This is a genomic window from Rhizobium redzepovicii (genome assembly GCF_019793435.1).
GTDB classification, from domain to species: Bacteria; Pseudomonadota; Alphaproteobacteria; order Rhizobiales; family Rhizobiaceae; genus Rhizobium; species Rhizobium redzepovicii.
In genome coordinates this window covers 226,998-249,717 of the sequence record NZ_JAILYH010000008.1, presented here as the reverse complement: position 1 = coordinate 249,717, position 22,720 = coordinate 226,998, and the positions used below count along the sequence as shown (strand labels likewise).

General features: G+C 61.8%; 19 protein-coding genes. 12 read left to right on the top strand and 7 right to left on the bottom strand.

The features are described from left to right. Window positions 1-11: 11 nt before the first annotated feature. Window positions 12-551 carry a TRAP transporter small permease subunit gene (locus tag K6N12_RS15125; protein ID WP_097628713.1) on the bottom strand — a complete coding sequence of 180 codons (540 nt, stop codon included), beginning with the start codon at window positions 549-551 and terminating at the stop codon, window positions 12-14. A 327-nt stretch (window positions 552-878) separates the two neighbouring features. Here K6N12_RS15125 and K6N12_RS15120 point away from each other — a divergent pair, with 327 nt between their 5' ends. The 6 genes from K6N12_RS15120 to K6N12_RS15095 all read left to right on the top strand — a co-directional run bounded on the left by K6N12_RS15120 (window position 879) and on the right by K6N12_RS15095 (window position 7,798). Beyond that, on the top strand, window positions 879-3,182 hold the full coding sequence (locus tag K6N12_RS15120) for a putative bifunctional diguanylate cyclase/phosphodiesterase (protein WP_097628714.1): 2,304 nt from the start codon (window positions 879-881) through the stop codon (window positions 3,180-3,182). A 143-nt stretch (window positions 3,183-3,325) separates the two neighbouring features. Next, a complete protein-coding gene (locus tag K6N12_RS15115; protein ID WP_097628715.1) occupies window positions 3,326-4,078 on the top strand; it encodes an N-acyl amino acid synthase FeeM domain-containing protein in 753 nt (250 codons plus the stop codon). A gap of 343 nt (window positions 4,079-4,421) precedes the next feature. Continuing rightward, on the top strand, window positions 4,422-4,646 hold the full coding sequence (locus K6N12_RS15110; protein WP_003590250.1) for an aa3-type cytochrome c oxidase subunit IV: 225 nt from the start codon (window positions 4,422-4,424) through the stop codon (window positions 4,644-4,646). Between the two features lie 203 nt (window positions 4,647-4,849). Then, the gene (locus K6N12_RS15105; protein WP_222148838.1) at window positions 4,850-5,998 is read left to right on the top strand and encodes a Re/Si-specific NAD(P)(+) transhydrogenase subunit alpha; all 1,149 of its coding nucleotides are present in this window, start codon (window positions 4,850-4,852) and stop codon (window positions 5,996-5,998) included. Beyond that, window positions 5,998-6,396 carry a proton-translocating transhydrogenase family protein gene (locus K6N12_RS15100; RefSeq protein ID WP_003590253.1) on the top strand — a complete coding sequence of 133 codons (399 nt, stop codon included), beginning with the start codon at window positions 5,998-6,000 and terminating at the stop codon, window positions 6,394-6,396. Before K6N12_RS15105 ends, K6N12_RS15100 begins: the two co-directional genes overlap by 1 nt. A 7-nt stretch (window positions 6,397-6,403) precedes the next feature. After that, entirely contained in the window at window positions 6,404-7,798 is a 1,395-nt protein-coding gene (locus K6N12_RS15095) for an NAD(P)(+) transhydrogenase (Re/Si-specific) subunit beta (RefSeq protein ID WP_097628717.1), read from the top strand. A gap of 62 nt (window positions 7,799-7,860) precedes the next feature. On the opposite strand, the gene K6N12_RS15090 is transcribed toward K6N12_RS15095, so the two are convergent. The 5 genes from K6N12_RS15090 to K6N12_RS15070 all read right to left on the bottom strand — a co-directional run bounded on the left by K6N12_RS15090 (window position 7,861) and on the right by K6N12_RS15070 (window position 13,305). Continuing rightward, window positions 7,861-8,343 (bottom strand): DUF992 domain-containing protein, encoded by a 483-nt coding sequence (locus K6N12_RS15090; RefSeq protein ID WP_097628718.1) that lies wholly within the window; start codon window positions 8,341-8,343, stop codon window positions 7,861-7,863. Window positions 8,344-8,410: 67 nt separating this feature from the next. Then, entirely contained in the window at window positions 8,411-10,063 is a 1,653-nt protein-coding gene (locus K6N12_RS15085; protein ID WP_097628719.1) for a sensor histidine kinase, read from the bottom strand. Between the two features lie 232 nt (window positions 10,064-10,295). Next, window positions 10,296-11,162, bottom strand: a complete 867-nt coding sequence (locus K6N12_RS15080) for a tetratricopeptide repeat protein (protein ID WP_097628720.1) — start codon at window positions 11,160-11,162, stop codon at window positions 10,296-10,298. Window positions 11,163-11,297: 135 nt separating this feature from the next. Further along, a complete protein-coding gene (gene rpsU, locus K6N12_RS15075) occupies window positions 11,298-11,510 on the bottom strand; it encodes a 30S ribosomal protein S21 (protein WP_003585885.1) in 213 nt (70 codons plus the stop codon). A 175-nt stretch (window positions 11,511-11,685) separates the two neighbouring features. Beyond that, window positions 11,686-13,305 (bottom strand): adenylate/guanylate cyclase domain-containing protein, encoded by a 1,620-nt coding sequence (locus K6N12_RS15070; protein WP_097628721.1) that lies wholly within the window; start codon window positions 13,303-13,305, stop codon window positions 11,686-11,688. 212 nt (window positions 13,306-13,517) lie between these two features. On the opposite strand from K6N12_RS15070, the gene K6N12_RS15065 reads away from it, so the two are divergent. Then, on the top strand, window positions 13,518-15,689 hold the full coding sequence (locus K6N12_RS15065; RefSeq protein WP_097628722.1) for a CHASE2 domain-containing protein: 2,172 nt from the start codon (window positions 13,518-13,520) through the stop codon (window positions 15,687-15,689). Between the two features lie 5 nt (window positions 15,690-15,694). On the opposite strand, the gene K6N12_RS15060 is transcribed toward K6N12_RS15065, so the two are convergent. After that, a complete protein-coding gene (locus K6N12_RS15060) occupies window positions 15,695-16,738 on the bottom strand; it encodes a FecR family protein (protein ID WP_097628723.1) in 1,044 nt (347 codons plus the stop codon). 298 nt (window positions 16,739-17,036) lie between these two features. On the opposite strand from K6N12_RS15060, the gene K6N12_RS15055 reads away from it, so the two are divergent. From K6N12_RS15055 to K6N12_RS15035, 5 genes are all read left to right on the top strand, one after another. Then, window positions 17,037-18,290 carry a sarcosine oxidase subunit beta family protein gene (locus K6N12_RS15055; protein ID WP_049734738.1) on the top strand — a complete coding sequence of 418 codons (1,254 nt, stop codon included), beginning with the start codon at window positions 17,037-17,039 and terminating at the stop codon, window positions 18,288-18,290. A 106-nt stretch (window positions 18,291-18,396) separates the two neighbouring features. Continuing rightward, a complete protein-coding gene (locus tag K6N12_RS15050) occupies window positions 18,397-18,738 on the top strand; it encodes a sarcosine oxidase subunit delta (protein ID WP_049734737.1) in 342 nt (113 codons plus the stop codon). Then, a complete protein-coding gene (locus K6N12_RS15045; protein ID WP_097628724.1) occupies window positions 18,735-21,728 on the top strand; it encodes a sarcosine oxidase subunit alpha in 2,994 nt (997 codons plus the stop codon). The genes K6N12_RS15050 and K6N12_RS15045 overlap by 4 nt, the downstream gene beginning before the upstream one ends. Then, complete coding sequence (locus K6N12_RS15040; protein ID WP_097628725.1) at window positions 21,721-22,269, top strand: sarcosine oxidase subunit gamma; 549 nt, start codon at window positions 21,721-21,723, stop codon at window positions 22,267-22,269. Before K6N12_RS15045 ends, K6N12_RS15040 begins: the two co-directional genes overlap by 8 nt. Before the next feature lie 46 nt (window positions 22,270-22,315). Continuing rightward, the gene (locus K6N12_RS15035) at window positions 22,316-22,714 is read left to right on the top strand and encodes a VOC family protein (RefSeq protein ID WP_097628726.1); all 399 of its coding nucleotides are present in this window, start codon (window positions 22,316-22,318) and stop codon (window positions 22,712-22,714) included. The last annotated feature ends 6 nt before the right edge of the window (window positions 22,715-22,720 follow it).

Here is a 22,720-nt window from a genome sequence, read left to right as displayed (position 1 = left end):
CCCCGGGAGCGCTATTGCAGCGGCTTTTCGTATGTCGTGTCGATCTGGATGTGGCCGGTCAGGGCGGCGATCCGCTTGATCAGCTCGGAAATGCCCTGAAGGGAGAGCAATGCGAAACCGGCGACCAGGATCAGCTTGACGGGCCAGCGGATCAGCCCGCCGGCATTGCCCGATATTTCTCCCTGCTGGTAGGACAGCGTGAAGAAGGGCCAGCAGATCCAGGTGAGGAAGACGCAAACCGGGATCAGAAAGACGATGAGGCCGACGATGTCGATCCAGATCTTCGCTTTGTCGGACACGGAACCATAGATCAGGTCGACGCGGACATGCTCATTGTTGCGCAACGCATGCGAGGCGCCGAGCATGACGACGAAGGCGAAGAGATACCATTGGATCTCGAGCCAGCCGTTCGAACTGTAGTTGAAGGCGTAGCGGACGATGGCGTTTCCGGCGCTGATCAGACAGCAGAACAGCACCATGTATTCGGAAAGTTTGCCCATGATCCGACTGACCGAATCGATCAGCCGGCTTGCCGCCAGAAGTCCCGACATTCGTTTCCCTTGTTCTTGTCCTGCCGTTTCTCCGGCAGCTTTCCCTCTTGCAATCGATGTAGACCACGGCCTTCGAAATTGGAAGGATAAATGCCGCGGCTTGGAGTATAGTCTTAGATGCGCTGACCGGACCGTGTGACCATATAATAATTAGACAACCCTGGCGTGGATAAAAAATTTCAATAATCTCGCCAAGAGGCTGCATTGACGCGTGTAAGCTGTAGGGTTCATCCTCTGGTTTTAGAAAATTTGACCAAATGTTTGATTCCATTGAAATCAATTTTTAAAGGGTTGGGCTTAGAATTCCCGCGCACAGGGAAAGTGTGGATGAAGCCAGATAACCCGAACAGGGTCCCTTTAGATGTGTATCTGTCGTTTGTGAGTTCCCTGTCCGGGAACCGCATGACGCTTCTTGCTGGCGTGATCGTGCACGTCGCGACATGCCTGGCCGTCGCCGCCAAGACCCAATCCTTCGTCTACATCCTGCTGGCCGCCGCCTTCCTCCTGGTCTTCTGCGTCCGCATGTTTGTCTTCCGGCGGTTCGACCAGGTCGACAAGGAGCGCCTGTCGCACGCCGGGATCGAGCGTTGGGAGCGGATCCTGGTTGCCGGTGCGGCCTGCACCACCGCTCTGCTCGGCCTCGCCAGCGGCTACGCCATCTTCGTCGTGCACGATTCCTTTGCCGAGCTTGCCTGCATTGCCGTCACCATGGCGACCATGGTTTCCGTCGTCGGCCGCAACTACGGTTCGCGCCTGGCGGTCGACCTGCAGACCTTCTCCTGCTGTCTGCCGATGATCGTCTGCAGCCTGATGGCGCTGGACTTCTATCGTGGCCTGCTGTCGATCTTCCTCATTCCCTTCTGGCTGACGACGCGGGCCATGGCGAACGGCGTGCGCGAGTTCCTTTATGAGAATGTCATCGCGCGCCGGGAAATCACCATCATCGCCGACCGTTTCGATACGGCGCTGAACAATATGCCGCATGGCCTCGTCATGGTCGATGCCGAAAACCGGATCCAGGTCGTCAATCGCAAGGCCTGCGAGCTTCTGAAGATCGGCGCGCCGGAGCGGTTAAAGGACCGCGACCTCGGCGCCGTCCTGCGTTACGGCGCGCGCTACAGCTTCATGGACGCCTCGCAGCCGGAGCTCATCCTGCGTCAGCTCACCCAGGTCGCCGAAGGTAACCTGTCGCGCACGCTCGTTCATTTTCCCGAGGGCCTGTCGCTGGAATTCTCCGCCAGCCGGAGAGCCGATGGCGGCGCCGTACTGATCTTCGAAGACGTGTCGAGCCGTGTCAAGGCGGAGCAGAAGATCATGCATATGGTCCGCTTCGATGCGCTGACCGGTCTGCCGAACCGGGAATATTTCGGGCAGCTGGTGCAGGACTATCTCGCCAAACATCAGAGGAAGTCCGGGCCGCTCGGCTTCATGGTTCTCGATATCGACGAATTCAAACATGTCAACGACATGCGCGGCCATGTCACCGGCGACCATCTGCTCTGCGCTATCGCCGCCCGCATCAAGCAGGCTTCCGGCAACGCCATTCTCGGCCGGCTGATGGGCGACCAGTTCATCCTGTTCTTCCCGCATGCGAAGGAGCCGGCCTCGCTCGACATCGAGATCCGCCGCGTACACGCGGCGATCCAGGGTCATTATGAGGTCGATGAGCTGACCTTCCTCGTTTCGCTCAGCGCAGGTTACGCCATCCTCGAAAGCACTGCCTTCGCGATGGACGAATGGAGCGTCAAGGCGGATCTTGCCCTGTTCGAAAGCAAGTCGCGCTTCAAGGGCGGCATATCAGGCTTCGAGCGGGAGATGGACGGCCGCTACATCGAACAGCAGAAGCTGAAAGCGGATCTGCGTGACGCGGTTTCCGCGCAGGCGCTGCATCTGGTCTTCCAGCCGATGTTCCGGGCCGACGGTTCACGAATCGAATGCGCCGAGGCCTTGGCGCGCTGGGTGCATCCGGAGAAGGGATCGATCCCGCCCGATGTCTTCATCCGGCTTGCCGAGGATATGGGCATCATCTCCGACATCACCCGCTTCGTCCTGTTCAAGGCCTGCAGCGAATGCATGAACTGGCCGGACCATATCGCGGTCTCGGTCAACCTCTCGGCTCGGGACCTCAGGGATGCCGACATCCTCCAGCTGGTCGCCGACGCGCTTGCTCATTCCGGCCTCGATGCGGCGCGGCTGCATCTCGAAGTCACAGAAAGCTGTCTGATCGACGAGCCGGCGGCCGTGCGTGCCATCCTGGCGGAGCTCAGGGCCCGCGGCATCACCATCGCCATCGACGATTTCGGGACCGGCTTCTCCAGTCTCAGCTATCTCGACACGCTGCCGCTTGATATCGTCAAGATCGACCGCTCCTTCGTCCGCAATATCGTCGAGGATACCCGCCGCCTCAAGCTGCTGCGCGGCACGGTCCATCTCGCCCGTGAACTGGGGCTGAAGATCGTCATCGAGGGTGTCGAGACCGAAGAGCAGCTCGCCCTGCTCAACAAACACCGCAGCACCGATCTGGTGCAAGGCTATGTTTTCTCTCAGCCGGTGCCTTCCCAGAATATCCCGCTCTTGCAGCAGGGCATCGGCCGCCGACCCGTTCAACGCCGACGCAACAAGGTCGCCTGAGCGCTCCGCTACGGCCGCTTTTCCACTGACACTCCTCCGCGCCGTTAACCTTAATACTTTATAAACGGGCCGAATTATCGGATTTCCTTGCCTAAATCTCGCCGGCATATGATTAATGATCCGTTAACGAGCGGATCGAGAGAATGTCAGAGACACTGTTCAAGCGTAGCGATTTCAGCGCGAAAATTTTGGAAGTTTTGGATCATGTCGAGTATCGTCGCGTCGAAAGCAGCGAAGACATGGAGCAGGTGGAACGCCTGCGCTACAAGGCCTATAAGGCTCACGACGTGCTCGCGCTCGCCCCGAAAGGGCTGCTGGACGATAGCGATTTCGACAGTCACGCCTATATCTTCGGCCTGTACTATTATGGGGAATTGGTCAGCACCATCCGGGTTCATTATGTGACACCGGAGCATCGCCTCAGCCAATCCGGCGGCGCCTTTCCGGAGGCGATGGATGAGCTTCTGGATGCGGGGCTGACACTGATCGATCCGGCGCGTTTCGCCGCCGACCCCGAGCTCACCACCGATCTGCCGTGGGTTCCCTATCTGACGCTGCGGCCGACCATCGTGGCAGCGGCGTATTTCCGCGCGGACCGCGTTCTTCAGTTTGTCCGGCCGCCGCATGCGGCCTTCTACAAGCGCGTCTTCTATGCCGATACGGTCGTGCCCGGCCGGCTGGCGAAGAATTACGGCATCGACATGACGCTGATGGCGACGAATGTGATCGAGGTCGGGCGCAAGCTGCTGACGCGCTATCCCTTCTTCATTTCCAGCGCCAGCGAGCAGCGCATGATGTTTTCACGCAATCCCAACGACACCTTGCCGCCGCTCACCATCATTCCGACAGCGCGCTTCGTGCCGCAAGGCGAACTCGGCACCGACCTGCCGCTCTGATTTCTGTTCTCTCACCGAGAGAGCATCAGAGTGAGAACAATGAGGGGCGACGACACTATCCGCAGTCGTCGTCCCTCATGCTTTTTTCGCCTGGGAATAGGTGGTTTTGAAGCCTAAAAGCGCGTCGCATCAAATCTGATTCATGCGACGCGCTTTAGCCCTTTGTTTTGATGCATGTCGTTCTTCCGGAACCGCTGCACACTTCCGGGCGACATGCATGAGCTGCGGCATTCTCATGGATTGCGCTTTCGGCTGTCATTGTGTAATTCCTGCAAGCAGGGATTTCCCTCGCCAGCCGAGGGAATCAGGCAGCGCAGAGGCATTTCAGGGAGACGATATTTTTATGGCCGAACATCATACCGGACCGGTCGAGACCGGCGCGCCGATGGATTACAAAGAACATGAAAAGACCTACGACATGTTCATCACTGCCACCAAATACGGCTCGATGCTTCTCATCGTCCTCCTGCTTGCGATGACCGCCGGTTTCTTTGGCGGCGCTGGCCTTCTCGGCGGCCTCCTCGTCTTCATCATTCTACTCGCTGTCGGCGTCTTCCTGTTCCGCTGAGCGCGGCAAAAGGGAGGGCTTCGCCGAAGCTTTGTGACTGAAGCGCGTTGCGATCTTTCAGATTGGCTCTTCGCGCTTCAGGTCTTTATTTTCTCGCATATCGTTATCGCAGGGCTGCCAGACAGTTTTGCACGACATGCTTTAGGTGCTTGGCCTGCGCAGGGAAGCCTGCGGCGGTCTGGCTGACCCGGAGGAGGGGGCAGTTGGGCAATATCGTTTTCGTTGCAAGGGAAATTGCGGGCGAGGAGACGCGTGTCGCGGCCTCCGCCGAGACCGTGAAAAAAATGAAGAGTTTCGGCTTCGACGTCGTCGTCGAAGCCGGTGCCGGTGCGGCGTCGCGCGTTCCAGACGGAGAGTTCGAGGCAGCCGGCGCCAGGATCGGCAGTTCTGCCGATGCAGCCTCCGCCGACGTCGTGCTGAAGGTGCGCCGCCCGACCGCACAGGAAATTACAGGCTATAAAAGCGGCGCCGTGGTCATCGCCATCATGGATCCCTATGGCAATGACGAAGCGATCGCCGCTCTTGCCAGCGCCGGTCTTTCGGCTTTTGCGATGGAACTGATGCCGCGCATTACCCGCGCCCAGTCCATGGATGTGCTGTCGTCCCAGGCCAATCTCGCCGGCTATCAGGCCGTCATCGAGGCGGCGGCGGTTTATGACCGTGCCATGCCGATGATGATGACGGCTGCCGGCACCGTGCCGGCCGCCAAGGTCTTCGTCATGGGTGCCGGCGTCGCCGGTCTTCAGGCGATCGCCACGGCGCGGCGCCTGGGTGCTGCGGTTTCGGCCACCGACGTACGCCCGGCCGCCAAGGAGCAAGTCGCCTCGCTCGGCGCCAAGTTCATCGCCGTCGAGGATGAGGAGTTCAAGGCGGCGGAAACGGCCGGGGGTTACGCCAAGGAAATGTCCGCCGACTATCAGGCAAAGCAGGCAGCGCTGGTGGCCGAACATATCGCCAAGCAGGATATCGTCATCACCACCGCGCTGATCCCCGGCCGCGCGGCGCCTCGGCTCGTTTCGCGCGCCATGCTCGCTGCGATGAAACCCGGCGCGGTCGCCGTCGACCTTGCGGTCGAGCGCGGCGGCAATATCGAGGGCGTCGTTGCCGGCGAGATCGCCGATGTCGACGGCGTCAAGGTGATCGGTTTTGCCAACATGCCGGGCCGGGTCGCGGCCAGCGCTTCGGCGCTCTACGCCAAGAACCTCGTCACCTTCCTCGAGACCATGGTCAACAAGGAGGGCCGGAGCGTGGTCGTCAACCTCGACGACGAACTCGTCAAGGCGACGATGCTGACCTATGCCGGCGACGTGGTGCATCCCGCCTTCGGCGGCGCGAAGAAGGGAGATCTCTGATGGCCAGTGAAGCAATGGACAAAGCGCTGGAGCAGCTCGACCAGGCGGTCACCGCTGTCGTCACGGCGGCGGCCCATGCACCGGAAGCGGCCAGCGCTGCGACCGGCGGGGCGATCGATCCCTTCGTCTTCCAGCTGGCGATCTTCGTCTTGTCGATCTTCGTCGGTTATTACGTCGTATGGTCGGTGACGCCGGCGCTGCATACGCCCCTGATGGCTGTTACCAATGCGATCTCCTCCGTCATCGTCGTCGGCGCGCTTCTGGCGGTCGGCATCTCGACAAGCGGGCTTGCGACCGGCTTCGGCTTCGTCGCCCTCGTGCTCGTCTCGGTGAACATTTTCGGCGGTTTCCTCGTGACGCAGCGAATGCTCTCGATGTACCGCAAGAAAGACCGGTGAGGAACCGATGACCAATATCGCAGCCTTCCTCTACCTCGTCTCCGGCGTTCTCTTCATCCTGGCGCTTCGGGGTCTCTCGCATCCAGCCACCAGCCGCAAGGGCAATCTCTACGGCATGATCGGCATGGGGATCGCCATCCTGACGACGCCGGTGCTGGCGACGCCGAATTTCGGCGGTTTCGTGCTGATCATCCTCGGCCTTGCCATCGGCGGCAGCGTCGGCGCCTATGTCGCCCGCACCATCGCCATGACCTCGATGCCCCAGCTCGTTGCCGGTTTCCATTCGCTGGTCGGTCTCGCGGCCGTCTTGGTCGCGGCCTCGGCGCTCTATACCCCCGCCTCCTTCGGCATCGGCGAAATCGGCCAGATTCACACCGAAGCGCGGGTCGAAATGGCGCTCGGCGTCGCCATCGGTGCGCTGACCTTCACCGGTTCGATCATCGCCTTCCTGAAACTTGACGGGCGCATGTCCGGCAAGCCGATCATGCTGCCTTACCGGCATGTGATCAATGCGGCGCTGCTGGTGCTGATCGTGCTGTTCATCATCGGGTTGGCCGCCACCGAAAGCCATTTCGATTTCTGGGCCGTGGTGGCGCTGTCGCTGGCGCTCGGCGTTCTGTTGATCGTGCCGATCGGCGGCGCCGATATGCCCGTCGTCGTCTCGATGCTGAATTCCTATTCCGGCTGGGCTGCGGCCGGCATCGGCTTCACGCTCGGCAATCTCGCACTGATCATCACCGGCGCGCTTGTCGGTTCGTCCGGCGCGATCCTCTCCTACATCATGTGCAAGGGCATGAACCGTTCCTTCGTCTCGGTCATCCTCGGCGGTTTCGGCGGCGAGACGGCGTCCAGCGGCCCCGACACCTCAGACAAGACGGTCAAGCTCGGCTCGGCCGAGGATGCGGCCTATCTGATGGCCAATGCATCGAAGGTCATCATCGTGCCGGGATACGGTATGGCGGTCGCCCAGGCCCAGCATGCGCTGCGCGAACTCGCCGACAATCTGAAGAAGAACGGTGTCGAAGTGAAATATGCGATCCATCCGGTCGCCGGCCGCATGCCCGGCCATATGAACGTGCTGCTCGCCGAAGCCAATGTTCCCTACGACGAGGTCTTCGAGCTCGAGGACATCAATTCGGAATTTGCCCAGGCCGACGTCGCCTATGTCATCGGCGCCAACGACGTCACCAATCCGGCGGCGCGCGACGACAAGACCTCGCCGATCTACGGCATGCCGATCCTCGACGTCGACCGGGCAAAGACCTGCCTTTTCGTCAAGCGCTCGCTCGGCTCCGGTTATGCCGGCATCGACAATACGCTGTTCTATAAGGACGGCACGATGATGCTGCTCGGTGACGCGAAGAAGATGACCGAGGATATCAACAAGGCGATTTCGCATTGATCACCTCAGAACAGCCGCCCCTCGGGCGGCTGTTCCGTTCAGGTCGGACGGGGCCGCTTTGCTCAGGTCTCGCCCGGCACCAGCGTCATCTTTTCGACGCCGATGGCGAGATTCAGCCCTTCCTGCGCCTGGACATTCAGCGGCTGCAGCATGAAAGCTTTGTTGGTGCCCCCGGCAATCACCTTGGCTCCGGCCCCTGCACCGACGCTCGCATCCGCACCGATACCGTAATATTCGCCGGCCAGCGCGAATTGCGGTATATCCGTGCCGGTTTTCGCCAGCACCTGCCAGATCATCACGCTCTTGCCGGTCTGGCCGATGTCGAGACCGAACTTCTCGATTTTGCCGGCATAGACCGCTTTGGCGCCGCCTGACGCCGGCGTATAGGTGCAGATCAGGTTCTTCTGCGAGGTAATGATCAGGCCCTGGCCACCATCCGATCCGCAGACCAGGCGGCCAAGCGTCACATAACTTTCCGCGCCCGCCTGATCTGCCCAGGCAGCGGCCGTCAGAGCCGCGGCGGCGATGATCGTTTGCTTGAACATGGTCTTTCTCCTTGGGAACGACCTGTTCGAAACGGGTAGGGGTGGCGATTGTTCCTGACTTGGATGTTTAGTCCCGTTCCAGCATGGCGCGCTGCGCCGTCAGCACCCACAACAGGCCCTCGGGCCGGAAATCGACCTGCACCGTGCCGCGGAAGGCGGAGGCGGCATGGGCCTTGATAACGGTCGTGCCGAAACCTGAGCGGGTTGGCTCTGCCACAGGCGGGCCGCCGCGTTCCTCCCAGGTGAAGCGGAGCAGGGCATCCGGCTTGTCTTCCTCCCTGACATCGCGCCATTCGAAGCGGACACGGCCTTGCGGGACGGAAAGCGCACCGTATTTGACCGAATTGGTGGCGAGTTCATGCAGGGCAAGGCCGAGATTCTGCACCGCATCCGGCTTCAGCACGAAATCTTCGCCGGTGATTTCAATCTGTTCGCGCGATTGCGGGAAGGCCTGCAGGTGGATGTCGACGACCCGCCGCAGCGACACGCCTCCCCATTGCTCGCTGGTCAGCAGCTCGATCGAACGTCCCAGCCCCTCGAGGCGGTCGGCGACGGCGGCCTGGAAGGTCTCGACGCTGTCGGCCTGTTTGGCGAGCTGGCGCATCATCGCCTGGGCAAGCGTCAGAAGGTTTTTGGTGCGGTGGACAAGTTCGTGCATGACGAAGCGCAGCCGGTCCTCGGTCTGGCTGCGATCGAAGGAGGCGTTCGAAAGCGCGATCGCCACCTGGTTCGCCTCGATGACGCTGGTCTCGACCGGCGAGACAATATGGCCTTCGCCCATGCGGTTGGCCATTTCAGCAATATCGCGGATGGTGGTGCGTACCTGCCGTGCGACGGCATAGGCGCCGAGCACGGCGACGAGCACCAAGGCTACGCCGCCGATGATGAGGAAACGCCAGGTGCTGAGGATCGAAGCCTGGGCGATCGGTCCCCAGATCACCGTTTTCCACGACCAGCCGGGAATCCTGGCATAGCCAAGCAGCATGTGCGGCAGGATCTTCTCGTCCTGGAAGACGCCGCGTGACGCGGTGAATGCCGGCAGGATGCGCGGATCGAAGAGCGTGCCGGGTTCGAGATTGGCGGGGCCGGCACCAGCGACCACATGGCCGCTTTGATCGATGATTGCGGCCGACCAGCCGGGGGCAAGGCCCTCGGTCGTCACGAGCTTGCCCAAATCCTTGGCATCCTGGGTGATGATGAGGGCTGCGACGGGATCGTCTGCCCGCGGCAGGGTGACGTTATAGACCCATTCGCCGCTGGTCCGGCCGCGGAAGACGTCCGATGCCTCGATGCGACCGGAGGCCATGACCGCTTCGAGGGCGGGCAGGTTCGCCGTCTTGCCAAGCGGCGTGCCGAACGCCCGGCGCGTATTTAACAACTGCTGACCGGTGCGATCGACGGCGATGACGAACAGCGTATTGTCTCTGAGGGCCGTTTCCGTGCGCTCGTGGAAGGCGGCGAGATTGCCGTTTTCGAGCTCCGGCGAGCTCGAAAGCAGCCGCAGCGTCGTTGCCATATCCTGAAGCTGACGGTCGATTATGCGCGAAAGCGCAAGCGCATCCTGGGCCGTCTCGCGCCGCAGCGTCGAACGCTGGTTGTCCTCAAGCTGCAGCAGAAGCAGTGTTACAAAGGCGAAGATGGGCAGCGCAATCGCCACCGCCATGGCGACGAGATAGGTGCCGATGGAGGCCTTGGGAAAGAACAACGCGACGATCTTCATCTGTTTCGCCACGTCCCATGCGCTGGCCGGCAAGGGTTTTTGCGAGCGGTCAGGAAAGCAAAGATCCGCATCTCTCGCAAGCCGCCCTCAAACTGTTTCGAACACCTGATAGCAAGCTATCGAAGCAGCGCCATGTTAGGGGGAGCAAGAGCAGGTTGCAACATACTATGATATGTCATCGAGGACGACATATCGTGCGGCGGCCGATATTTCGGCCGCCCAACTGATGTCCTTAGCCGGCTGAGGCGCCGACGCGAGCAAGGCCGTCGCGAGCCGGCTGATATTTGGGATCGAGGCCAACGGCGTGGCGATAGGACCGGGCGGCCTTCGCCTTGTCGCCGCGCCGCTCGTAAACCAGCGCCTGGTTGGCCCAAGATTCGGCGATGTTGCCGTTAAGTTCGATCGCATGGTTGAAATCGGCAAAGGCGTTATCGTTGTCGTTCAGCGCGATATAGGAAATGCCGCGGCCGTTATAGGGCTCGGGCGAATTCGGCGCGAGCGAGATCGCCTTCGAGAAATCGTCGATCGCCTTATCCTGCTGATTGCGCTTCTGATAGATCAGGCCACGATTGTGATAGGCGCGGCCATCGGTGGTGCCAAGCTGGATCGCCTTGTCGAAATCGTTGAAGGCCTGGTCGTCCTGGCCGGCCATGCGATAGACGTTGCCGCGGCCGATATAGGCGACGTCGTAGCTCGGATTGATCTGCAGCGCGGCATTGTAATCGCTGATCGCCTGGGCCTGCTGGCCCATGTTGCGATAGACTAGGGCGCGGTTGGCATAGGCCTGGAAAAACCGCGGATTGATCTGCAATGCGGTGTTGAAATCGTTCAGCGCCTGGCGGAACTGGCCGCCGCGGCCATAGGCGGAACCGCGGACGTTGTAGCCTTCCGGATCCTTGGGATTGGCGTTGATGACCGCCGTCAGAGAGGCGATATTCTCTTCCGAACCCTGCGCCTTGTCGATGCGGATCACGGCATCAGTTGTGTTTGTCGTCTCACAGCCGGCAAGGCCGAACATTGCCGCCAGCGCCAAAGCGGGCAGGAATGCGGTTTTCTGCAGGCGCCAGGCGCGGGACGGATTGAAGGTGTTGACAGCCATTCGGGCTCGCTTTCCCCATGCGGCATACCCGATACTGGGATATGCGATCTTCAGCGGCAAACTAAAAAAGGCGGTGGCGAACCCATCGCCCCCGCCACAATGCATCTGAAAACGTCGAAAAAACGACGGCAACGCTCAGCGTGCGACCAGACCTTCTCGCTGGGCGCGCTTACGGGCCAGCTTGCGAACGCGACGAACAGCTTCGGCCTTTTCGCGAGCACGCTTCTGCGACGGCTTCTCGTAGTAGTCGCGCATCTTCATTTCGCGGAAAATGCCTTCGCGCTGCATCTTCTTCTTGAGAGCGCGGAGAGCCTGATCGACATTGTTATCGCGGACAAGTACCTGCACGAGAATCACGTTCCTTTGGTTGGTTGATGCCGGCGGCGGCGCAGCGCCAGGGGCAAAAATATAACGTTCGCGCGGCCGCAGCCTTGCGATTGGTGATGCGGGATATCAGATCGGGTATAGGAAGTCCAGATGCATATGGAAAGCAGGTGGAAAAATCACGCTTGCCCCTGTCCGGTCACGATCCGGCTGCCCCGGGCGCGGTTTCATCAAGCGCGGCGATCGCCTCCTTGAGAGCCGTCCTGACCCGGAGGCGGTCGGCCGGCTCCAGCCTGCTCATATCCAGATGCAGGTCGAGGCCGGCGAGGTGTTCGCTGAGCACGCGGCTCTTGTGGTCCGCTCCGAGGGTCAGGCCATCCACCGCATAGGGCACGATCTCGCGCTGGATGCCCTTCATGGTGATTGGTGGCAGTGGGTGGGCGTCGACGATCTCGTTCACCAGCGCATAGGTTTCGTAGCTGATGACGATTTCTCCTCCCTGGGCGATCGATTGCAGCCGGGCTGCAAGATTGGCCTCCGCCCCGATGATCGTATAGTCCATGCGGTCGCTGCTGCCGAAATTGCCGACGTTGCAATAACCGCTATTGATCCCCATGCGGACGACGAAAGGCTCTTCGGTGCCGTTTCTGCGCCATCTGTCCTTGAGTTCGCCGAGACGGCGCTGCATGTCGACGGCCATGCGCAGACAGGCTTTGGCGTCTTCCTCCGGACCTTTGGTTTCCGGGTCGCCGAAAAACACCAGCATGGCGTCACCGATGAACTTGTCCACCGTGCCGCCATGTTCCAGGGCAATGTTCGACATCTCAGTCAGATATTCGTTGAGCATCGCCGTCAGCGCTTCCGGCTGCAGGCGCTCGGTGGTGGCGGTGAAATCCTTGATGTCGGAAAAGAAGATCGTCAGGCGTTTGCGCTCGGTATGGACGACGACATCCTTCTGCCCGCTGAAGATGCTTTTGTAGATCTGCGGCGAGAGATAGCGCGAAATCTTCAGGGAAACGCTGGCCAGAAACTCGTTTGCCGTTTCCAGATCCCGGTTGGCGCTATGGATCGCGCGCGCCTGCTGCCGCTGGAGGAGAATGAAGCTGATGCCGATGATGGCAACGAACAAAAAATAGCATAGCAGGTATTTGAAGGCGAAGATGTTGCTCGCATAGGGCTGCCGGATGATGACTTCCTGAATGCCGCGCACATCGCCCACTTTCCAATCGGTCTTCGGGCTTTCGGGATGGGTATTGTGGCAGGCAACACAAGCCTGGCCCATGACGACGGGGGTGATGAAGCGCAAGGTATCAGTCAATCCGACGCGGGTGAGATCGTTCAGCGTCTGCTGCGGATTGGCGCGCAGTGCGGCGAGTGCTTTGCTCTCGAATTCGTCGAGTTCGTGGGAGGCACGGCTCTTGAACGGCAGGTCGGAGACGAAACGGTAGGTGATATTGGCCTGCTGCTCCTTGATGACATCGCCGAGCTCCAGGGAAAGCGTCGCCGGCAGCGGGATGGCGCCAGGAATATTCGCGTAGTTGTGGGAGACGACCGTGCCTTCGGTCAGGCCGCTGGCATGCGCGGCGAGGACGCGCCCGACGACATTGGCGGAATAATAGGAACGGATACTCGAGATCAGCGAGCTCATGTCGCGTGCCTGACGCTGCAGGGTATTTCCCGAGAGGTCGCTGATATCGAGCCAGACGGCCAGCGGCAGTCCTGCGAGCATTGCCAGCACGACGGCAATCAGCCAGTAGCCGCTCCGACGCGCGGCGGTTTCGGAAATCACGGCGACCCCTCGTTCTTCTCTGGAAGGCATTCGACTTTCGATCGCTACAAGAACATTTCGCCGGCTGCCCGGCAAGATCGAAGCCCTGCCATATAGCCAAAAGCCGGCCTAATCTGGATAGCGCGGCCCATCGAAAGAGAGGATCCGGACGGCATGTGCGAATGGCGTTTAGACCGAAAGCGGCGTAGCCTGCGGCAGGTGCAGGCCGTTTCTGCGGGCCGTGGAGGGACACCGGTGAGATCATGACGCGCGTCCAGCAAATCGGTGTCGTTATCGGCCTCGCGATCGTGGCTCTGCTCACGATCCTGCGGGCCGACGATCCCGGGATTTTCAAGCTAATCCGCGGCGTGACCTTCGATGAATATCAGCGGCTCGTTCCGAGGACCTTCGAGCCGATGCCGGTTCGCGTGGTCGACATAGACGAGACATCCTTACGCGAATTCGGCCAATGGCCCTGGCCGCGGGACCGGATGGCGCTGCTGGTGGACCGGCTTTCCGCGATGGGCGCTTCGGCTATCGCCTTCGATATTCTTTTTGCCGAGCCGGACCGGCTGTCGCCGCGCAACGTTGTCGCCGAGGTCGAAGGCGTCGATCCTTCGCTGGCCGAGAAACTGCCTGACAATGATGAGATATTCGCCCGCGCGATTGCCGAGAAGCCCGTCGTGCTCGGCTTCGGCCTTTCCAACGTAGGCAATTACCGGCCGCCTGTGAAGGCGGGTTTTGCCTTCACAGGCGAAAGCCCCGTTTCCGCGCCGCCCTATCTCGGCGCCTCAACACCGCTCAGGCCGCAATTGGAGGCGAATGCGGCGGGGCTCGGCCATATCAGCCTTAACCCCGGCAATCCTTCGCCGGTGGTGCGGGCGGTTCCGCTGTTTTTGACCGACGGAGAGCAGCTCTATCCAAATCTCGCCATCGAGGCGCTGCGCGTTGCGCAGGGGGCGTCGACCTATGTGCTGTCGGGCGCGCCAGATCGCGCCGGCATCATGACATCGGCGAAGATCGGCGATTTCGTCGTGCCGCTGACGGCGGCGGGCGAACTCTGGCTCTATGTCAGCCCCGATCGGGCCGAGCGGTACATATCCGCCCGGCAGGTGCTTGCGGCCGAAGGGGCCTCTCCCGAGGTTGCGGCTGCCATTAACGGCAGCATCGTCTTCGTCGGCACATCGGCCGCCGGCCTGCAGGACATCCGCGTCACGGCGCTCGGCGAGAACGTTCCCGGCGTGTCGCTGCATGCCCAGGCCGTCGAGCAGATCCTGTCCGGCCATTTCCTGTCGCGGCCTGACTGGGCGGACGGGCTGGAAATCCTGACGATTGCCGTGCTCGGAAGCCTGCTCGTCGTCGTGACGACCTTCGTCAGTCCCGCCGTCGCGCTGATCTGCGGCCTGCTGATCACGGCGATGGCGCTCGTAGCCTCCTGGTCGTCGTTTCTGTATGCCGGGCTTCTTTTCGATCCGCTGGCGCCGATCGTCAGCGGATCGATCATCCATTTTGCCGCAACCTCGTTCAAAATCCTGGTGATCGACCGGGAGCGGCGGGCAGTGCGGCGCGCCTTCGGGCATTATCTTTCGCCATCGCTGCTCCATCGTATCGAGCATACCCGTGATCCTTTACGCCTCGGCGGCGACGACCGCGAACTGACGGTCATGTTCGTCGATGTCCGAAACTTCACCGAGATCAGCGAGCGGCTGGCGCCGACGGATGTCGTGGCCTTCCTGAACACGCTGCTCGATGCGCTGAGCCGCCACGTGGTGGCCAATGAAGGCACGCTCGACAAGTTCATCGGCGATTCGATCATGGCGTTCTGGAATGCGCCCGTCGATGTGGCCGATCATGAAACCAAGGCGGTTCGCGCAGCACTTGCCATGCGCGAGACGCTCGCCGAATTGAACGCCGGCGACGCTTTCGGCTTCGGACCCGGACAGCAGGTCGGGATCGGGATCGGCATCCATACCGGCCTTGCCTGCGTCGGCAATATGGGCGCCAAGACGCGCTTCAACTATTCGGCGGTCGGCGATGCCGTCAATGTCGCGGCGCGCCTGGAATCATGCTGCAAGGAAGTCGGTTTCGATATTCTGATATCCGACAGTACGGCAAGGTCGGTGCGGGGCATGGCGCTGCTCGAGGCCGGCGCCATTCCGCTCAAAGGAAAGAGCAGCCGAACGCAGATCCTTGCCGTCGTCGGCGACGAACGGGTTGCCGCATCGGCCGAATTTTCAGCCCTTGTCGTTACCCACCAGCAGCTGATGCAGGCCCTGCTTGCGCATTCGAAGAACACCCGCAAGCTCATCGGCACGGCAAAGCTCAGGGCGGCGGGAGTGATCGACGGCCTGGCGGAATTCTATCAGCGGGTATCCGGCAGGACCGATCATTTTCGCGAGGCGAATGATCGATTCGAGAAGAGCGCGGCCGACTGAACGGGTCAGCGGTTGTGATTGAAACCGTCGCGCCTGTTGTGGTGCCGATCCTTGTCGTGATCACGATCGCCATCGTGGTCGCGATCGTGTTCTTGATGATCCCGGTCATTTCCGTGATGCTGGTTGTGGTGGCCGGTCCGGTCGTGATCATCATGCCCGTCATGCTTGTCGGGACGATCCGGCTTATCATGATGCGGCCTGTCGTGATCTGGCCTGTCGTGATGGGGCCTGTCATGATGCGGTTTGTCGTGATGCGGCATGTCCGGCTTGTTCGGCCGCTCCTTCTTCGGCTCGGCCCGCCTCTGAGGCGGATCCTGCCTTTGCGGAACAGGTGTAATCGCCGGCGGAGGCGGTTTTCTATCTTTTCTTTCCGGCGCGGCCGACGCCATATTGCAGCCGCCGATCATGCCAATGCCGCCTGAAAGCCGCTGATTGCCGGAGAGAAAGGGCAGCGCGCGGGGATTTCCGAGCGTATCGAGAATGCTGGGATCGACCCGGCGCGCCGCCGACATATTGCCATTCGGCTTGGCGACCACGCAATCGCAGCGCTGCTGCAATTGCCGGCAGCCGCCCGGGCCGCAAAACCGGGCCGCGCCATTCAGCAAGACGACGGCGGTCGTGCCATCGGGGCCGACATAGAAATCGAAAGCGGTGCCGCGCACGCCGATCGTGCCGGCGGGCGTCAGGATCTGGTAGGCGGAGGAATTGGAGTTGCCGCTTACCCAGCGGAACGTCCCCTTTGCCGCTCTGATGGTCAGCTTCTTCACCGATTGGGAATCATCGAAGACATATTTGTCGATCACGACCGACGAGCCCCAGCCCACCGCGAGTTTCGTGCCGTCACGAAACAGGAATTGGCCAAGCCCCGATGGGGATGTCTTGATGCGTTCGTTGCGATGGACGCTGCTGTCGACTTCGATTGGGCCGCTCTGTCCCGTCACCTCCGTCTTGATGACGACAGCTTGGCCGACTGGCTCGGCGGCGAGAGCCGGCTGCGCGACGGCAACCACAATGCAAAGTGCTTGGAGTAATGAACGCCGACCCCACATGATACACGGACCCCGGAAACACGGGGAGAATTAACATTTTAGTAACTGCTTGTCTTCTCGCCCACTTGGGCTACGACCGGGCGGCGGCCCCTGGGAAAGGCCGATTTTGCCTCGTCCTGCCGAACGGCCTCGGAAGCAGCGGACGATGTCGCGCGAATACTGCGCAGTTTTCGGCATCATGTCGCTGAGTGTCAAAAGCAAAGCGCTCGACTGTCGCAAAAGAACCGTTGTGCCGCATTTGGATTTGCGATTTGTATGGGCGCGGAGAACAGCCCTTTCCCATAGGAGAACAAGGCGGATGCGGAAATATTCGGTTTTTGCCGTGGCGAGGGAGGCCCTTCGGGGCCATAAGGGCTGGGAGAAGCAGTGGACTTCGCCTGAGCCGCGCGCCGAATACGACGTCGTCATCATCGGCGCCGGTGGTCATGGGCTGGGTGCAGCCTATTACCTCGCCAAGGAGCACGGCATTACCAATGTGGCGGTGATCGAAAAAGGCTGGCTTGGCGGCGGCAATACCGGGCGCAACACCACCATCATCCGCTCGAACTATCTCTATGAAGAGAGCATGCACATCTACGAGCATTCGATGAAGCTCTGGGAAGGGCTTTCTCAGGAGCTCAACTACAATGTGATGTATTCGCCGCGCGGCGTGATGATGCTCTCGCACAATATTCACGACCAGCAGTCGTTCAAGCGGCATATCCATGCCAACCGGCTCTACGGCATCGACAATGAATGGCTGACGCCGGAGCAGGCCAAGGCTTATTGCCCGCCGCTCGACATTTCGGCGAGCGCCCGCTACCCGATCAACGGCGCGGCGCTGCAGCGGCGCGGCGGCACGGCGCGGCACGACGCGGTTGCCTGGGGCTATGCCCGCGCCGCCTCGGACCGCGGGGTGCACATCATCCAGAATTGCGAAGTGACCGGCATCCGCCGCGGCCCCGATGGACGCGTGACCGGGGTCGAGACCTCGCGCGGCTTCATCGGCGCCAAAAAGGTCGCCGTGTCGGCCGCCGGCCATACGTCGACCATCATGAAGATGGCCGATGTGCGTGTGCCGCTGCAATCGAGCCCGCTGCAGGCGCTGGTCTCCGAGCCGCTGAAGCCGATCTTTCCGTGCGTCGTCATGTCGAACACGGTGCATGCCTATATCTCCCAGTCCGACAAGGGAGAGCTCGTCATCGGCGCCGGCACCGACCAGTACAACTCATACTCCCAGACCGGCGGGCTGCAGATCATCACGCACACGCTCGATGCCATCTGCGAGCTCTTCCCGATGTTCCGGCGCGTCAAGATGATGCGGCAATGGGGCGGCATCGTCGACAATACGCCGGATCGTTCGGCGATCCAGTCGAAGACGCCGGTTCCCGGGCTCTACGTCAATTGCGGCTGGGGCACCGGCGGCTTCAAGGCGACGCCGGGCTCGGCCAATCTCTTCGCGCACCTGATTGCCCGCGACGAGCCGCACAAGTTCAATGCCGGGCTGACGCTGGAGCGTTTCCGCAGCGGCCGGCTGATCGACGAGGCGGCGGCCGCGGCGGTGGCGCACTGATGATGAATGCTATTTGGATGTTCGCACCTTTCGTCGCTCACCCCCTCATCCGCCTTTCAGGCGCCTTCTCCCCATTGAGGAGAAGGGGAGGAGAAGGAAATCACACATGCTGCTGATCCATTGCCCCTACTGTCAGGAAGAGCGCTCGGAGCTTGAATTCCGCGGCGCCGGTGACGCGCATATCGTGCGGCCTGCCGATATCGCCTCGGTTTCGGACGAGGAATTCGAGGCCTATTTCTTTCTGCGCGACAATCCGAAAGGCCTGATCTTCGAACGCTGGCGGCACATCCATGGGTGCGGGCGCTTCTTCAACGCGGCGCGCGATACGGTAAGCGACAAGTTCATCGTGACCTACAAGGCGGGTGAGCCGAAGCCTGAGATTGGCGCGGCGGCCGAGAAGCACGCGCCAGTCGAGACATATGAAGCCGTGGAAGGAGAGGCGCAATGAGCGGCGTGAACCGTATCGTCGGCAAGGGGCGCCTAACGCCGGCCAAAACCGCGCGCTTCAGCTTCGACGGCGAGACCTATACCGCGCTGGAAGGCGATACCGTCGCCTCGGCGCTGATCGCCCACGGTGTGCATCTTTTGGGACGTTCGTTCAAATACCACCGGGCTCGCGGTATTCTGTCGGCCGGCGCCGAAGAGCCGAACGCGCTGATCGACGTCGCCCGCGACAAGGCGCGCAAGCAGCCGAACGTGCGCGCCACCGTGCAGGAAGTCTTCGACGGCATGATCGTCAACTCGCAGAATCGCTGGCCCTCGCTCGCCTTCGACGTCGGCGCGGTCAACAATCTGATGTCGCCGTTCTTCGCCGCCGGCTTCTACTACAAGACCTTCATGTGGCCGCGTGCCGCCTGGAAAAGCGTCTACGAACCGCTCATCCGTCGCGCCGCCGGCCTCGGTGTCGCGCCGACGGAAGAAGATCCGGATCATTATGCCAGCCGTTATGCCCATTGCGACGTGCTGGTGGTCGGCGCCGGCGTTGCCGGACTTTCGGCGGCCTTGGCCGCGGCCGGGACCGGTGCCAAGGTGATCCTCTGCGATGAGCAGGCGGAAGTCGGCGGCGCATTGCGCTACGATGCTGGCGTGACGATCGACGGCCAAGAGGGTTATGCCTGGGCGCAGAAGGCCGTGGCGCGGCTGAAGGCGATGGACAACGTCGAAGTGCTGGTCCGCACGACCGCCTTCGGCTACTACAACCACAATTTCGTCGGTCTCGCCGAGCGCGTGACCGATCATATCGCCAAGCCTTCTCAAGATCTGCCGCGCGAGCGGCTCTGGCAGGTGCGGGCCAAGCGAGTAATCCTCGCCAACGGCGCGATCGAGCGGCATATGGTATTTCCGAACAACGACCGGCCGGGCATCATGCTGGCTTCGGCGGCGCGGATGTATCTCAATCACTACGGCGTCGCCGTCGGAACCAAGGTCGGCATCTATACGGCGCATGACTCGGCCTATGAGGCGGCTTTCGATCTGAAACGATCAGGTGTTTCGGTCGCTGCCATCGTCGATTGCAGGCAGGCGCCGGGAGCGGCGGTGCTGGAAGAGGCACGTGCGCTCGGCATCGACGTCCTGACCGGGCAGTCGGTGATCAACACGGCGGGGCGGCTGCGCATCTCGTCGATGACGGTGGCGCGCAACGGCGGCGGTTCGCCGCGCAAGATCGCAGTCGATGCTTTGCTGGTTTCGGCCGGCTGGACGCCATCGGTGCATCTGTTCTCGCAGTCACGCGGCAAAGTGGCCTTCGATGCCGAAAGTCAGCGTTTCCTGCCTGGCTCCTATGCACAGGACTGCCTTTCGGTCGGCGCCTGCAACGGCACCGACGATCTGCAGCGGACGATCGAAGAATCGCTTGCCGCGGGCGAGCTGATGGCGCAGGCCACCGGCAGAAGCAGCGGCGAGAAGATCGCCATTTCGGCCGAGCAGGCCTATGACTGGACGGGCGGCATGATCGGTGCTGCCGAAGGCGCCGGCCCGAAGACCAACGCCAAGGCCTTCATCGATTTCCAGCACGACGTCTGCGCCAAGGATATCCGTCTTGCCGTGCGCGAGGGCATGCATTCGATCGAGCACATCAAGCGCTTCACGACCAACGGCATGGCCTCGGACCAGGGCAAGCTTTCCAACATGCACGGCCTGGCGATCGCCGCCGAAATGCTTGGCAAGGAAATCCCGCAGGTCGGTCTCACCACCTTCCGCGCGCCCTATACACCGGTTACCTACGGCACGCTGATCGGCCATTCGCGCGGAGAGCTGTTCGACCCGACGCGCAAGACGCCGCTGCACAACTGGGAAGAAGCGCATGGCGCCGTCTTCGAGGATGTCGGTAACTGGAAGCGTGCCTGGTTCTATCCGCGGGCGGGTGAGAGCATGCACCAGGCGGTCGCCCGCGAATGCCGCACAGCCCGAGAGTCGGCCGGTATTTTCGACGCTTCGACGCTCGGCAAGATCGAGGTGGTGGGGCCGGATGCGGCGAAGTTCCTCAACCTTATCTATACCAATGCCTGGGACACGCTGAAGCCGGGCAAGGCCCGCTACGGCATCATGACCCGCGAAGACGGCTTCGTTTATGACGACGGCGTCGTCGGGCGCCTGGCCGAGGACCGTTTCCATGTGACGACGACGACCGGCGGCGCGCCGCGCGTTCTTCACCACATGGAAGATTATCTGCAGACGGAATTCCCGGATCTGAAGGTGTGGCTGACCTCGGTGACCGAGCAATGGGCGGTGATTGCCGTGCAGGGCCCGAAGGCGCGCGAGATCGTCGCGCCCCTCGTCGAAGGGCTCGACCTCTCGAACGAGGCCTTCCCGCATATGAGCGTTGCCGAGTGCACGGTCTGCGGCGTGCCGGCGCGGCTGTTCCGCGTCTCCTTCACCGGCGAAATCGGTTTCGAAATCAACGTGCCCGCCGATTATGGCCAGTCGGTGCTCGAAGCCGTCTGGGCCAATGCCGAGCCGCTTGGCGCCTGCGTCTACGGCACAGAGACGATGCACGTGCTGCGCGCCGAGAAGGGCTACATCATCGTCGGCCAGGATACTGACGGCACGGTTACCCCGGATGACGCGGGCGTTGCCTGGGCCGTTTCGAAGAAGAAGAAGGACTTTGTCGGCATTCGCGGCCTGCAGCGGCCGGATCTCGTCAAGGAAGGGCGCAAGCAGCTCGTCGGCCTTGTCACCAAGGATCCGAAGCTGGTGCTCGAGGAAGGCGCGCAGGTCGTCGCCAACCCGAACGAGCCCAAGCCGATGACAATGCTCGGACACGTCACCTCGTCCTACTGGTCGGAAAACTGCGGCCGGTCGATCGCTTTCGCGCTTGTCGCCGGCGGTCGGGCGAGGATGGGCGAAACGCTCTACGTGCCGATGGCGGACCGGACGATCGCCGTCGAGGTGACGGATCTGGTATTCTTTGACAAGGAAGGAGGCCGCATCCATGGCTGATGTCGCAATTCGCAAACCGGCGCTTGCCGGCCGTCTCGGCGGCTCCGCAACAGTACGGCTGACGACGGCGCCGGCAGCGAGTCGTGTGGCGCTACGCGCCCCGGCGGAATCGCTTGCAGCACTTTCCTCCGCGCTCGGTCTGTCCGTGCCGACCGCCCCGAAAACATCGGGCCGGGCCGGCGCCCGGTCGGTGCTCTGGATCGGGCCGGACGAATGGCTTGCCATCGACGAGGACGGCGCCGATCTGATGACGGTGCTTTCGGGCGTGGGCGCCGTGCATTCGGCGACCGACGTTTCTCACCGCAATCTGGCGATCATCGTCTCGGGACCGGGTGCGGAAAAGACGCTTGCCGCCGGGTGCCCGCAGGATCTGTCCTTGTCTTCGTTTCCGGTTGGAGCCGCGTCGCGCACGATCCTCGGCAAGGCGGAAATCGTGCTTCTGCGCACCGATAAAGACACGTTCCGGGTGGAGTGCTGGCGGTCGTTTTCCGATTACGTCTTCGGGCTGCTCGACGAGGCGGCTCATGATGCCGGCCATTGAAGCCGGACCAATCCGGCTGCGTAAGTCTCATTCGAGGAATAGGTGAATGCTGCACCATGCCTCCCTCGGCGTTTCCGATATCGAACGATCGGCGGCATTTTACGATGCCGCCCTAGCCGCGCTCGGTTATGTCAGGGTCTGGGATGACATCCGGCCGGGGCAGACGGGACAAGCCGTCGGCTACGGTCTTCCCGGTGGCGGCGACAAGCTGGCGATCAAACATAGACCGGAGGGCCAGCGCCCGGCCGGCCCGGGTTTTCATCTGGCGTTCGCCGCTCCGAGCCGCCAGGCGGTCGATTGGTTTCATGCCGCGGCGATCGCCCACGGCGGCGGTGACAATGGTGGTCCAGGCTTACGCCCACACTATGGCGAACATTATTATGCGGCGTTCGTGATGGATCCGGACGGACACGCACTCGAAGCCGTCTGCAAGTCGGCCGCGTAGCAAGCG